Raw genomic sequence first — 14,110 nt, forward strand, 5'->3', positions numbered from 1 at the left:
ACCGGCAAAGGCGGCGACGTGCACCTGCGGGGGATTTCGTAGATACCTGGCGGCTCCTAGGATCACGGGGTGGAGCACCTTTCGGAGGAGGCACCGCCGGACCCCCACGTTCTGTTCGCCCGCGGGTTGCCACTCATCGACGACCCAGCCACACTGGACGACGGTCTGCGGCTGCTGCGGTCGGCGGTCGGCCGAACGCCGCACAACGACCGGGCGCGGCCTTTCCGGTTGCTCAACCTCGGCGTCGCGGTCGACAACCGTTGGCAGCGTGACGGCGATCCGGCCGACCTCGACGAAGCCATCGACCTGTACCGGCAGGCCGCTCCCGATGCCGGCGTACGCCGTGCTTGCCTGACCAACCTCTGCTACGCGCTGCGGATGCGATACCGCCTGACCGGCGCGAGGGCGGACCTGGATGCTGCAGTCGAGGCGGGCGCGGACTGCCTGGCCGCAGTGCCTGGCGACGACGATCGCCGGGCCGACCGGCTCGAACAGGCGGCGCATGCGCGCAGGGAGCGCTACGAAGTCACCCGCGACCTGGGTGACCTCCGAATCGCCCTGGACCTGTACCGGGAAGCCGTCGCGCTGACCACCTCACCCGGCGGCGGTGATCCGACTGGCCGTGCACTCGTGCACCTGCGCAACTACCATCTGGTCTCGCGTGAACACCACACGGCCACGGGGGATGAGCGCTCGGCGGCTACGGCGATCACGACGGCGCTGCGGCTGGCCGGGGATCCGCTCGGTGCCGGAGCGGTGCAGTGGGCCGCGCGCCGGCTGATAGACGGAGCTGAGCCGGACGGGCCCAGCCGGGCCGCGGCGGCGCTGCGTCGCGCGGCCGCGCTCGCCGAGGGCACCGATGCGACTACGCTACGACTCGATCTGGTCACCGCACTGCGGCGGCACGCCGACCAGACCCGTCGGCCCGAAGATGCGGAGTCGGCGGTGTCCGCGGCATACGACGCCGTCGAACAGGCAGCCGCGGAAGACCGACCGGCGGCCCTTGGTGTGCTGGGAGCGGCGCAGCTGTGCCTTCACCAGCACACCGGTGCCATTGCCGACCTGGACGCGGCGATCGGCAATCTGCGCGAGGCCGACCGGACGCAGAAGGGCGCAGGTCCGGCCGGACCGGCCAACCTGTCCGTCGCGCTGCAGTGCCGGTACGAGTACTTCGAGGAACTCGCCGACCTAGACGAAGCGGTTGCGGCGAGCCGTCGCGCGGCAGCTCTCACCGGAGTGGACAGTGCCGACAGTGCGGGCTGCGCGATGAACCTCTCCCGTGTGTTGCGGTTCAGGTATGAGCGGTTCGGTCGTACCGAGGACATCGACGAAGCGATCGCGGTGCTGCATTCGGCAAGGACCGCAGTCGATCCCGGCAGCCCGCTGTCGGCCATGGCCGCGGCGAATCTCGGGATCCTGCACCGCGTCCGGTTTCAGCGCCTACGCGAGCCGGCGGACATCGAGGAGGCCATCCGGTACACACGTTCCGCGCTGACGGCGTTCCGTGCGCGGCCGGGCGGGCCGGGCAGCGTCGGTAGCGAGCTGATCAACCTCGCGTTGGCGCTCACTGACAGCCATCGGTCCCTGGGACTGCCTGAGGCTTTGGACGAAGCGGCGGAGGCGGCCGCGCAAGCTGTGCCGCTGCTTTCAGCAGCCGAGGCCGTTCTGCGTGGCAAAGCGGCCGTGCCGTTCGCCGAGCGCTTCCGGCGCGACGGCCGGGAATCGGACGCCCGGACGGCCATCGCTCATCTGGGCGAGATGGCCGCGCACCCGCTGGTGCAGCCCCATGATCGCGTAGACGCGGCGATCATGTGGGGCCGCCTGGCAGAGGACCTGGGGGACCGGGAAGCGGCGTACGCCGGGTTCGCTCAGGCTGTGGAGATGCTGACCCGGCTGTCCTTCCTCGGCACGAGCCGCCGCGCCCGGCAGCGATCGCTCACCTTGGTCCGCGGGCTGGCCGGTGACGTCGGCGCCGCAGCCCTCGACATCGGCGAAGCGGCCACCGCGGTCGCCCGGCTCGAACAAGGTCGCGGTGTGATGTGGGCGCAGCAGCTGGAACTACGGAGCGATCTCACTCAGCTGGCCTCGCGCGATGCTGTCCTCGCAGCCCGGATGGAAGCGGTCGCCGTGTCCCTGGGCGCCGATCAGCTCGTGCATTCCCGACCGGAGCACGTGGGGCAGGACTGGTCTGAGACGCTTGGCCTGCTGGACGACGCCATGAGCGCGACCGGCGACGATGCTGCCGACCGCCGGGTCGCCCTGGCTCGCGCTGCTGTCGCGGCCGCTCCGCCCGATCTGCTGGCACATGCCAGTGCCGTCTTGGAGCACCAGCTGTCGGGCCGCTATCTGGTTCGGCACGACCGTGCCGACCTGGACGCGGCGGTCGCCGCCGCCTCGACCGCGGTCAGGGCGGCTCCCGTCGGCGCAGTCGGCCGGTACTGGTCCTGGTACGGCCGCTCGCTGCTGCGCCGGTACGACGCCGACAGTGAGCGCGGCCGTGCGGACCCCTTGGACCTCGATTCGGCGATCCGCGCGTTGCAGCGCGCCGTGGCCGCCGGACGCAGCCCGCGGGAGAGGACCGATGACCTCGCCGGCCTCGCCAGGGCCTGGGAGCGGAAAGGCCAAGTGCAGGACGACGTCGCGACGCTCTCATCGGCCGTCGAGGCGTGGCGCGACGTGCTACGGCTCGGCCCGGGCTTCGCATCCGAGCGCGCCGAGTGGAGTTCGTCGCTGGCCCAGGCGCTGCTGCAGCGCTGCGACATCACCGGCGATCTCGCCGACCTTGACGACGCCATCGAGGCATGGGGCACCGCGACCGCCATCGGCGGCGACGACGATGATGTGGTCGAGTGGCACGTCTGGCTCACTGTGGCGCTGCGTGCACGCTGGCAGGCCCGTGGCGACCGCGCCGACCTCGACGCGGCGCTGGCGGCCGCCCGGCTGGCGGAAGCGTACGCGGCCGGGCTCGACCAGGAGACGCAGGACGTGGTTCGGGCGGCGCTGGATGAGATACGCCGAGCCGCCTGAAACGTCCCCGATCCCGCAGGACCGGCCGACGCGGTGCGTGGGCATGACGGGACCGGACCGCGAACCCGAGATCACGCTGGTGCCCGCCAACGAGGCGACCTGGGGGCAGTTGCAGACCGTCTTCGGCGAGCGCGGCGACGCGGCCCGGTGCCGGTGCCGGCGGACCAAGCTCGGCGACGTGCAGTGTCCGTGAAGATCCGCGCATCGCGCCGCGCACGAGGTCAGGCCGGCACGCTTACGAGCTGGGTCACCAGCGCGGGCAGCCTGAGTTCGATGACGTTCGCCGGGTCGTCGACCGCAGCGGCGTAGCTCTCCAGGAACATGGCGGCGGTGGCCGCCGGTGCCGCCTTCAGGCCGCGCAGGTGCGCGATGACGGTGCGGGCGGCGTCGAGGAACACCGCCCGGTGATCGCCTGCGGGCAGCTCCACCACCCGCTGCTCCCGGACGCAGCCCGTTCCGGCGGTGACGGCGTCGACGTCGGCACCGAGGCGGGCGCCGTACCGTGGCGCGAAGCCTCCCTGGATCAGCGCGCCCATCATCGCGGCCCGGGCGGCCATGCCGTCGGCCAGCGCCTGCGAGCGCGCCGTCAGGCCCGCCCGCGTCCAGTCGAACTCGGTGAACAGCGCCGTCCCGCCCGGCGCGGTCACGCGGAGCTGCTCGCGGATCGCTGCGCGCGGGTCACCGCACCAGGCCAGCACCGCCCGGCTGAAGGTGAGGGCGAACGAGCCGCCTGCCAGGGGCAGGTGCTCGGCCCGGCCGCGCACCTTACGAGCCGGGTCGGTGGCGCGGGCGGCCAGCAGCGGACCGCTGGCGTCGAGGACGTAATAGGCGACGCCGTGCGTGGTGCACAGGTCCTCGACGGTGGTGCCCGTGCCGGCGCCGACGTCCAGCAGCCGCACCGGCTGCTCGCTGGCGCGGACGGCGGCCAGGACCGGGGTCAGGTCGGCGGTCGTCACCGCGGCGAGTAGCTCGTCCATGCGCCGCAGGCGGCGGGCCTCGGCGTGGGTCCAGCCGGTGGGCGCGCCGGTGTAGAGGTTGCCGTCGCGGATCAGGCCGGGCACAGCTGCTCCAGCCTGGCTCGCAGCGCGGCGGGCAGGTGCTGCCACGGGTAGCCGCGCAGCATGTCCCACATGATCTGCTGGCGCCACAGGCTGGCCGGCTCGTCGCCGGCGGTGCCGGCGCGTTCGGCGTCGTCGAGCAGGTCGGCGAAGAACGTCTGCGGGTCGATGACCGCCGGGTGCAGGGTGACGCTGCGGGACACACCACGTTCGCGTACGCGCACGGGCGCGCCGACCGACCGCACGACGCGCTCGCCGAACAGGTTCCGCAGCGCGCGGAACTCCGGGGCCACCGCCGCCAGGAGCATGACCTCGCGCCGGTCGACGGCGTCGTGCATGGCGCGGCGGTAGAGCGCCATCTTCACATCGGACGGGTAGGCCGGGTCCTTCCAGAGCCCGGCCAGCTCGGCCACGGGTCGCCCGGCGACGATCCGGTGCAGCAGCGCGCCGCCCGGTTCGGTCAAAGCCTGCTCGCGCAGCAGCATGGCCATGGACGGCAGGCGGCGCACCTCGGCCCGCCCGACCGCGTGGATCTTGCGCAGGGACGCGACCGGCCGCCCGTCCGGGTCGGTCACCACGATCAGCTCGGCGTGCGCGCCCCGGATCGGGGCCGGGCTCGCGCCGGGCTGCAGCCAGCCGTGCCGGACGTACTCCCGGAGCCGTCCCTCGTCGGCGAGCTGCCACAGCTCGGCGTGCCGGGGCAGGTCACGGTATGCCGCCAGGGTGAGGTGCCGGCCGTCGGAGGTGCGGAGCGGCTGCTCGCCACGGTCTGCCGTACCGGCCGCTGTGTCCTGTCGTAGTGCCGAGCCCATGCCGCTCCCGTCCACCGTGCTCACCGGCCACTGTGGCGGCCGGTGTCCACCGGTAGTGGTGACGGACAGGCGCGGGCCCGGAAGACGGGATCTCCCGGGCCCGCTGGGTGGTGGGTCAGCCGCGCTCGCGCAGCTCGATCGCCCGGTCGGGCGAGCCGAGGATGCAGAAGATCGAGCAGGCCGTCGCCGAGGACGTGGCCGACGTGGCCGGCGGGGTCCCCTGCGGCGCACCCGGCGTGTGGTAGGTCACGCTGGCCGTGTTGGTCAGCGGGAGCAGCAACAGGAACGACGAGCAGTGGATCTGCCTGCTCGCCCCCGCTGCCAGGGTGAAGGTGCCTGCCGCGCTGACACAGGACGCCGCCACCGGGTCGTTGACGGTCACCTGCGAGGCGGCCACGGGGCCGTCATTGGTGACGGTGATCCGCCAGTACGCGGTGCCCAGCAACCCGAGCAGCCCGGCCGGGCTCGTCTTGGCCCAGGGTCCGGGGCCGCCCGGCCCGCATCGCGAGGCGCGGGTGTCCTGGCAGATCTCCTTGTTCACGACCAGGTGCGGCTGGCACGCCGCGCCGGGCGCGATCGGCAGCTGCACGGTGTTGGAGGTGAACTGGCCGCCGGCGTCGGTGCCGGAGCCCGTGTTGGCCACCGCGGTCACCTCGCAGGAGCTGCTCAGCGTGGTCTGGAAGCAGATCTGCGGCGGGTCGCCGTCGAAGCCCGCGACCAGGTGCGGCTGGTTGCCGCCGCCGAAGTCGTCGACGTTGAGCAGCCGCAGGCTGGCGTCGATGACCAGGGCCGGGTGGGTGGCCGGGGAGATCCCGGAGAGGTCCACGCTGCCGTCGGGCGCGAACGGCACGGTCGCGATGATCGTGCTGTCCGGTTTCGAGATCGTCGCGCTGGAGTTGGCCAGGTCGATGTTGGCCAGGTCGATGTCGACCAGACGGGCATCCTGGTATCCGGTGATGTGCCCGCTCTGCCCGTCGCAGTAGAAGTCCGGCGCGGTCAGGGTGAGCGAGGCGCCGGCCCGGAAGCACGGCGACGCGCCGGTGATCGGGTCCATGGAGAACAGCAGGCCCGCGTCGCCGAGCCCGATGAGGCACTCGCCGGCCGCGTCGTAGTCGTAGCCGTAGTCGCGGGTGGTGCCGCTGCCGCCGACGCCCGGGTGGGTGCGCGGGAAGGCCATGCCCGCGCAGGCCGCGTCGGTGTTCCAGTCGTAGCAGCCGGTCGCGCCGAGCAGCGGCCCGCCCCAGAACGGGAAGTAGCTGCGCAGGTGCCCGTCAGGGCCGGTGATGGTCTTCGGGTTGAAGGTCAGCACCCCGGCGGGCATCGACGGGAACGCCGGCGGCGTCAGCGCGGCCCCGTCGACCCTGTAGCAGTGCAGTTGGTACGCCCCACCCGACGGCGGCACGCACACGCCCTCCACGTCACCGCCGGTGGTGTACGTGGCGAACACGCCGTACGTGGTCAGCCCGGCCGGTCCGGCGGGCTTGGGCGCGGTCCAGCCCGTGCACGCGGCCTTGGTGGCCGGGTCGAAGCAGCCCACGGTCGCGCCGGTGCCCGGCGACGACGACATGAACAGCTTCCCGCCTGCCCCGACGATCGAGCCGAAGTAGTGCTGGCTGCCCGCCGGACCCGGCTGGGTGCCGTGCGGGGCGACGACCGCCGCGTACGGCTGCCCGGCGCACGGCGCCTGGGTAGCCATGGTCAGGCAGAGCACCGCCCCGGTGCTGGACACGCCGTAGACGTCGCCACCGGACTGGACGAACCCGGCCAGGTTGTTCTCGCTGGCGGGCGAGCCGCCGGTGGGCGTCAGCGGGAAGAAGCCGCAGTTGGCGCGGGCGTCCAGGTCCAGGCAGCCGACACCGAGCGCGGCGGAGGTGAACGCCGCGTAGTAGACGACGCCGGGCCGGTCCGGGTCGAACACGAACTGCGACGCCATCGGGCTGCCCAGGTCACCGGTGGCACCGGTGCCCAGCGGCCCGGCCGTGGCGTTGAGCGGCCGCGGCCAGGGACCGCCCGCGCACTGCTGGCTGGTCAGCAGGTTGATGCAGACCACCTTCGGCGATGCGGGGGCGAGGTGGTGGTAGATGTTCCACGATTCGACGGCGCCGTCGGCCGACCGGTAGAGCAGCGGGGTGAACCCGTCGCCGCCGGTCGAGGTGGTGGTCGGCTGCACCGGGGGCAGCAGCAGCCGGGCCAGGCTGGTGCCGCCCGGCTGGATGTCGGCGATGCTGCCGCGTACGGCGACCGTGCCCGACCCCGGCTCGGTGGTGGTGAACGTGCTCCCGTCGGTGGACCAGGCCGCGGTCCAGTCCGGCGGCACCCGCAGCGAGCCGGGCACGTAGGTGTGCCCGGCGGCGATGGCGTCGCTGACGGACACCGCGCCGCCGTCGCCGTTGTCGGTGTAGGACAGCACCCAGTTCACCTTGTCGCCGTGGTCGGCGGGGTTCGCGCCGGGCTGGGTGACGTTCTGCACCGACTTGACCAGGGTGCCGGGCGCGGCCGTGGCCTGGGCCTGCTCCGCCGCGGCGGTCGGGGCCGCGGCCGGGACGAGCGCCAGGGCGAGCGCCGCGGCGAGGAGCAGGACGGGTCGGGTACCGATGCGTGATCGTGGCACGGTGGTCGCCTCTCGGGACGGCTGCCCGGTCCGCGAGCGGTGGCCCGTGACCGAGCGGCAGTGGATAGGCGCAGAACGTAACCCTTGTAAATGTATATATCAGTGAATGAGGTGATGAAGGGGCGTCTTCTTCACCGCTTCGGGTGCAACTCAGCGTGCCGACCCGGCTCAGCCACCGCCCGCCTCTCCCGCGCCGATCTTGCGTGAACTGTGGGTACGACACGCGCCAATCGGGCAGATCCCCAACAGTTCGTGCAAGATCGACGTGATCTTGGGGTGGTGAGGGGCGGGTCAGTCCAGGGGGGCGGGGGATTCGGCTCCGTTCAGCAGCAGCGTCGGTGCGCCGGTGCCGTCGGCGGGGACGGTCCAGATCGCGGGTTCGCCGTCGGCGGCGCGCAGGGTGTATGCGACGGTGTGGTCGTCGAGCCAGGCGGCCTGGTCGTCGACGTTGCGGGTCTCGGCGAGGTGGGTGACGGCGAGGGTGTCCAGGTCCATGGTGGACAGTCGCCAGCCGCGTTGCGGGTCGCCGTCGATGGCCTGCTTGAATGCGATGCGGGTGCCGTCGGGGGACAGCGACGGGCATTCGACGTTGTCGGTGATGGTCTGCGCGGTCTTGGTGGTGAGGTCGCCGCGGACGAGGTGGCGTCGGCCTGCGGTGGCCATGGTGGCGTAGAAGGTGTTGTCGTCGGTGGTGAAGGTGACGCCCCAGAAGTTGACGTCGGCGTTGCGGTAGGGCTTGCCGTCGCGGGTGATGGTGAAGTCTTCCAGGGACATGGTCTGGGTGCCGGTGTGGGTGTCGAGGATGCCGGTGCGGGTGGAGAAGCCGCTGGTGCTGTAGGAGTCGCCGCCGACGAAGGTGGTCCAGGCGATCATGCGGCCGCTGGCGGAGACGCGGGCGCGGTTGGGCAGGCCGGGGATGGCGAAGGAGCGGGTGGGGCGCAGCTGCCGGTCGAGCACCACGAGCCGGTACGACCACGCCGAGTCGGGCTGGAGGCACACACCCGTGCCGGCGGTGGCGTAGGCGCGGGCGTTCCACGTCATCGTCAGCGCACCACCGGCGAGCGGGCGCTCGATGCACAGACGCTGCCACGGAGAGTGATCTGCGGTGGACGCTCATTTGACTCATTCGCCCGGTTCACCCATACGGGTCCTGAACGGGACCGGCCCGGCCGCCGTCGGTGTGACGGCGGCCGAGCCGGTCCGGCCGAGCCGGGAGGTACTGGTCAGGCGGGTTCGATCGGCAGCCACAGCTCGCAGGTCGCGGTGCTGAAGTCGGCGGCGCGGTCGAGGATCGCGACGATCGACGGGCCGGGCCGCAGCCGCCACGGGTTCGACGGGAACCACTCGGTGGCCGTCGCGGCCCAGGCCGTCTGCAGCGCCTGCGGGTGAGGCCCGCTGGTCCGGAACACCGCCCAGGTGCCCGCGGGCACCTCGATGGCGTCGAGGTCGCCGGGCGCGGCGGTGTCCGCGCCGACGGCCACCCCGTGCAGGTAGGTCAGCTCGGTACCCTCGGTGGCGTCGGGGTCGACGTCGTCGCTGACCTGGAGCAGGCCCGCCGGCTCGGTGTCGCTGAGCGACTTGAGCCGGGCGTGCTCCTCCATCGGCAGGCCGGCGATGTGCTGCTGGATGTGCGGGTTGACGCCGTGGTGGATCAGCGGGACCCGGGCGGCGTGCCCGACGAGGCGGAACGCGGGGCGGTCGACGATGCGGGTGTCCATGGGTATGGCTCCTTCGACGGTCAGGCGGAACCTGAGCTGCGGTTGGGTGCGAAGGGGGCCTCCGTCGCGGCGTACGTCGCCCGGGTTCGCGCCGTGCACGGCCCGGAACGCGCGCCCGAACGCCTCGGTCGAGCCGTACCCGTACCGGACGGCGATGCCGAGCAGGTCGTCGCCGCCGCGTACGACGTCGGCGGCGGCGATGGTCATGCGCCGCCGCCGCACGTACTCCGACAGCGGCATGCCCGCCAGCGACGAGAACATCCGGCGCAGGTGGTATTCGGTCGTGCCGAGGCTGCCGGCCAGCCCGCTCAGGTCGAGCTCCTCGTTGAGGTGCTGCTCGACGAGATCGACGAGCCGGTTGAGTGCCGAGATCACGAGGCCTCCTTTCGCCGTCCAGCCTGGCCGAGCGCACCCTGCCCGCGCCCGATCGTGGCGATCCGATCCGATCATCCGGCGCCGGGCCCGGACGCGGCGGGGCCGTCAGCGGCGCTGGTCGGCGCGCTCGTGCTCGGCCGCGAAGTGGGCCACGACGCCGTCGGCGACCTCGTGCGGGTCCAGGCCGAGCCGCTGCGCGGCGGCGCGTACCAGCAGGTCCACCTGATCCTGCCCGACCGCGTCGAGCAGGTACGGCGCGATGGTCCGGTAGGCGCGGACCCGGTCCTCCGGCCAGGCGGGGTTGAACCGGCCGCCGAACGCCTTGGCCAGCGCGTGCCGGACGCCGAGCAGCGGCAGCGGGCGCTCGGCGGCGAGCAGGTCGCGCAGCGCCCGGTCCGGTCCGCGGGCGGCGAGTAGGTCGGCGATGTCCTTGTGCCCGGCCGGGCGGGTGCCGGTGACCGGCCCGTGCGGCCAGGTCACGGCCAGCGGGTAGGCGCGTTCCAGGGCCCTGGTCCCGGCCCGGTCGGCGTCGAACGACAGGACCAGGGACGTGTGCGGGCCCGCCGTCCGGGCGAGCAGGTCGAACTGCGCCCGGGTGAACGCGGTCCCGCACGAGGCCACCGCGACCGTCCGCGCCCCGCCCGGCGCCTGATGGATCAGCTGGGCGGCGATCGCGTCGGTCGGCCCCTCGACGACCAGGAACCGGTCGGGCACTCCGGGGCCGGCCGCCTGCACCGTCAGGCCGTAGAGCAGCTCGCTCTTGTGGAAGGCGGGGGTGTCGGCGGTGTTGCGGAACTTCGCGGGGCTGCGCCCGGACAGGTCCCGCCCGGTGAACCCGGCGATCTGCCCGCCGGGCGTGTGCACGGGGAACATCAGCCGGTCGCGGAACACGTCGTACAGGCCACCTCCGTGCAGCCGGCTGACCGCGACCAGTCCGGCGTCCAGCAGCACCTGCTCGGCGAACCCGCGTTCGCGCAGGTGCCGCAGCAGCGCGTCCTCGGCAGCGGGCGCGACGCCCAGCTGCCAGTCGCCGCCCGCCTCGGCCGCCGAGGCGATGCCGTGCGAGCGCAGGTAGGCGGCCGCGGCGCGATTGCGCGGCAGGTGCGTGGCGTAGAACTCCGCCGCGGCGGCATTGGCGGCGTACAGGGCCGCCAGGTCAGCCGCCGGGCGCGGCGCAACGGGTCCCCGGTCCGGCCGGGCGGTTGCGGACGGGGCGTCGCTGCGACGCGCCGCCGGGGCGGACGTCCCGGGCGCGCTGCTCCGGCGCAAGGCCTGCGCCGAGGGCGTGGACGGGGTGGGCGGATGGCGCGCCGGGGCGGCGGGCGCCGACGTGCTGCCGGGCCGGCGCGGTGCGGGGACGGCGGCCGTGCCGTGGCGCGCTGCCGGGCCCGGCGGCGCCGTCGCGGTGCCCTCGTGGCGTGGCGCGGGCGGAGGTGTCCCGGGCCGGTCCAGCGCACGCCGGTCCAGTGCGCGCCGCAGCCGGGCGGTGAGTGCCCCGGCGGCGCGCAGCGCCCGCTCGGTCGTCTCGACGACGGCCCGGTCGGTGGGCGCCTGGCCCAGCGCGGCGGTCCAGCCGCCCGCCGGGATGTGCGGCGGCCGCAGGCCGAACCTGCGGGCGACGACCCGCGCCGCCCCGGCGGCCTGCAGCTCGCGGGCTGGGCCCGGAGGCAGCAGCCGTCGGGCGAGGTGGTGGACCAGGTGCCCGGCTGACGCGGACAGCGGCTGCTCGGCGGCGAGGTCGAGATGATCGCCCTCGGCGTGCACCGCGGCGTCGAGGCCCTGTCCCAGCCGCACGCTCAGCCCGGCCGCGTCGGCCAGCGCCGCCAGCGCGGACACCACCGGCACCAGGTCGGGCACCGGCTCGCGCGGTGTGGGCACGGCGTCGGTCTGGGCGACGTCGAACGCGGTGACCGCATCGGAGCCCTCACCGCTCTCGCGCGCCTGCAGCAGCGTGATGCCGCGCTCGCCGCGGCGCACGTGGGCGCCCCGCGCCCGCCACTGGTCGTAGGTGCCCAGCTCGGTCGCGTCCGGACGCTGCCGCGCGATCAGCAGCACGTCGTGCACGCCGCGGCCCGGGTGCCGGGCGGCCACGTCGAGCAGCCGTGCCCAGGCCTGCGCGCCGGTCAGGTCGGCGATCGCCAGCCGCAGCGTGAGCAGGGCCGTGTGGCGCATGGCGCGGCTCGCCGGATGAGCCCGTACGGTCATGATCACCTGCCTGCCGATACCTGCGGTGCGCGGACGCCGACATTCCGTCACCCATCATCGGGCGTCCCTATGACATCGACGCGAATCACGACGTGAGCGCCTCAGGGATCACCCCGGCCGCACGGCTCAGGTCGGCTGCGGGAGAACGCCGGAGGTGCGGGCGGCCGCGCCGTCCGTAGCGTCGAGAACGTGCTCGACAGTCGTACGGGCGACCCGGTTTGCTCCGCCGCCCCCGCTGATGCTAAATCTGCGTTGGCACTCAGACACGACGAGTGACAACGCAGAAGGAGGATGCCGGGTGAGCCAGACCGAGACGTTCGAGTTCCAGGCGGAGGCGCAGCAGCTGCTCCAGCTGATGATCCACTCCATCTATTCGAACAAGGACGTGTTCCTGCGCGAGCTGGTGTCCAACGCCTCCGACGCCCTGGACAAGCTGCGCCTGGAATCGCTCATCGACAAGGAGCTGGACGCCGACACCGGCGACCTGCACATCGAACTGATCGCCGACCGCGAGCAGCGCACCCTGACCATCCGCGACAACGGCATCGGGATGACCCGCGACCAGGTCGTCGAGCTGATCGGCACGATCGCCCGGTCCGGCACCGCCGAGTTCGTCAGCCGGTGGCAGCAGGCCAAGCACGACGGCACCGCCGAGCTGATCGGCCGGTTCGGCATCGGCTTCTACTCCAGCTTCATGGTCGCCGACCGGGTGGTCCTGGTGACCCGCCGTGCGGGCGAAACCGAGGGGACCCGCTGGGAGTCGGCCGGCGCCGACACGTACGAGATCTCCACCGTGGCCGACGCCGCCCCCGGCACGGCCGTGACCCTGCACCTCAAGCCGGCCGACGAGGACAACCACCTCTTCGACTACACCGACCCGGCGGTGCTGCGGCGCATCGTCAAGCGCTACTCCGACTTCATCGCCTGGCCGATCCGGACGCCCGCCGCTGAGGAGGGGGCTGCGGCCGAGACCCTCAACTCGATGAAGGCGCTGTGGTCGCGGCCCGCCGCCGAGATCAAGCCCGAGGAGTACACGGAGTTCTACCGGCACGTCAGCCACGACTGGACCGACCCGCTGGAGACGATCCACCTGCGCACCGAGGGCACGCTGTCCTTCGACGCGCTGCTGTTCCTGCCCGCGCACGCCCCGTACGACCTGTTCTCGCGCGGCGCCCGGCGCGGCGTCCAGCTCTACATCAAGCGCGTGTTCATCATGGACGACTGCGAGGCGCTGCTGCCGGAGTACCTGCGCTTCGTCAAGGGCGTCGTCGACTCCGCCGACCTGTCGCTCAACGTGTCCCGCGAGATCCTGCAGCAGGACCGGCAGATCCAGACCATCCGCCGCCGCCTGGTCAAGAAGGTGCTCGGCACGCTCAAGGACATGCTGGCCAAGGACCCCGACAAGTACGCCGGCTTCTGGCGCGAGTTCGGCCAGGCCGTCAAGGAGGGCCTGCTCAACGACCAGGACAACCAGGCCGCGATCCTCGACGTCGTCCAGTTCGCCTCCACCCACGACCCGGCCAGGCCGACCACCCTGCGCGAGTACGCCGAGCGCATGAAGGACGGTCAGACCGAGATCTTCTACCTGGTCGGCGAGCAGCGGGCCACCCTGGAGAACTCGCCCCACCTGGAGGCGTTCACGGCCAACGGCGTCGAGGTGCTGCTGCTGCACGACCCCGTCGACGCGATGTGGGTCGACATGGTCACCGAGTACGACGGCAAGCCGTTCAGCTCCGCCAGCCGCGGCGAGGTCGACCTCAAGACCGAGACGGCCGACGCCCCCGACGCGGCGGAGTACACCGGCCTGCTGGGCTGGCTGAGCACCCGGCTGACCGAGAAGGTCAAGGAGGTGCGGCTCAGCACCCGGCTCACCACCTCGGCGGCCTGCCTGGTCACCGACGCGTTCGACGCCTCGCCGTCGCTGGAGCGGCTCTACCGGGCCATGGGCCAGGATCTGCCCAAGGTCAAGCGCATCCTGGAACTGAACCCGCAGCACCCGCTGGTCGAGAAGCTGCGCGCCGCCCACGCCGAGCGCGGCGACGACGACACGCTGGGCGAGACCGCCGAGTTCCTGTACGCGATGGCGGTGCTCGCCGAAGGCGGCGAGCTGGACGACCCGGCCGGGTTCACCCGGCGGCTGGCCGACCGGCTCTCCCGCACGATCTGACCGCCCGGCCGCGGGTGGGCACGCCCCGCCCGCGGCCCCGCCGCCGCGAACACGATCGGCTGCTGCCGGGAGGCTCGCGGTCCAACTGACATCGGCGCTCAAGCACGCGGCCGCGCAGGTCGCGCAGCGCTACGACG

General features: G+C 73.0%; 9 protein-coding genes. 3 read left to right on the top strand and 6 right to left on the bottom strand.

The genetic code is table 11. The features are described from left to right. The first annotated feature begins 69 nt into the window (after nt 1–69). Both CS0771_RS22290 and CS0771_RS22295 read left to right on the top strand, forming a co-directional pair. The gene (locus CS0771_RS22290) at nt 70–3,027 is read left to right on the top strand and encodes a hypothetical protein (protein ID WP_212842805.1); all 2,958 of its coding nucleotides are present in this window, start codon (nt 70–72) and stop codon (nt 3,025–3,027) included. 43 nt (nt 3,028–3,070) lie between these two features. Next, on the top strand, nt 3,071–3,220 hold the full coding sequence (locus CS0771_RS22295) for a hypothetical protein (protein WP_212842806.1): 150 nt from the start codon (nt 3,071–3,073) through the stop codon (nt 3,218–3,220). A 28-nt stretch (nt 3,221–3,248) separates the two neighbouring features. Here the strand turns inward: CS0771_RS22295 and CS0771_RS22300 are convergent, their stop codons facing one another. The 6 genes from CS0771_RS22300 to CS0771_RS22325 all read right to left on the bottom strand — a co-directional run bounded on the left by CS0771_RS22300 (nt 3,249) and on the right by CS0771_RS22325 (nt 11,806). Beyond that, nucleotides 3,249–4,088: a class I SAM-dependent methyltransferase gene (locus tag CS0771_RS22300; protein WP_212842807.1), complete on the bottom strand. Its 840-nt coding sequence runs from the start codon at nt 4,086–4,088 to the stop codon at nt 3,249–3,251. Beyond that, nucleotides 4,076–4,921: a hypothetical protein gene (locus tag CS0771_RS22305; protein WP_212842808.1), complete on the bottom strand. Its 846-nt coding sequence runs from the start codon at nt 4,919–4,921 to the stop codon at nt 4,076–4,078. The genes CS0771_RS22300 and CS0771_RS22305 overlap by 13 nt, the downstream gene beginning before the upstream one ends. 91 nt (nt 4,922–5,012) lie before the next feature. Then, entirely contained in the window at nt 5,013–7,508 is a 2,496-nt protein-coding gene (locus CS0771_RS22310) for a hypothetical protein (RefSeq protein ID WP_212842809.1), read from the bottom strand. A gap of 291 nt (nt 7,509–7,799) precedes the next feature. Beyond that, nucleotides 7,800–8,549, bottom strand: a complete 750-nt coding sequence (locus CS0771_RS22315; protein ID WP_212842810.1) for a PD40 domain-containing protein — start codon at nt 8,547–8,549, stop codon at nt 7,800–7,802. Nucleotides 8,550–8,731: 182 nt separating this feature from the next. Then, the gene (locus CS0771_RS22320) at nt 8,732–9,601 is read right to left on the bottom strand and encodes an AraC family transcriptional regulator (protein ID WP_212842811.1); all 870 of its coding nucleotides are present in this window, start codon (nt 9,599–9,601) and stop codon (nt 8,732–8,734) included. Between the two features lie 105 nt (nt 9,602–9,706). Continuing rightward, nucleotides 9,707–11,806, bottom strand: coding sequence for a toprim domain-containing protein (locus tag CS0771_RS22325; protein ID WP_212842812.1), 2,100 nt, complete (start codon nt 11,804–11,806; stop codon nt 9,707–9,709). 238 nt (nt 11,807–12,044) lie between these two features. On the opposite strand from CS0771_RS22325, the gene htpG reads away from it, so the two are divergent. Beyond that, nucleotides 12,045–13,973, top strand: a complete 1,929-nt coding sequence (gene htpG / locus CS0771_RS22330; protein ID WP_212842813.1) for a molecular chaperone HtpG — start codon at nt 12,045–12,047, stop codon at nt 13,971–13,973. The last annotated feature ends 137 nt before the right edge of the window (nt 13,974–14,110 follow it).

The organism is Catellatospora sp. IY07-71, from assembly GCF_018326265.1.
GTDB lineage: Bacteria > Actinomycetota > Actinomycetes > Mycobacteriales > Micromonosporaceae > Catellatospora.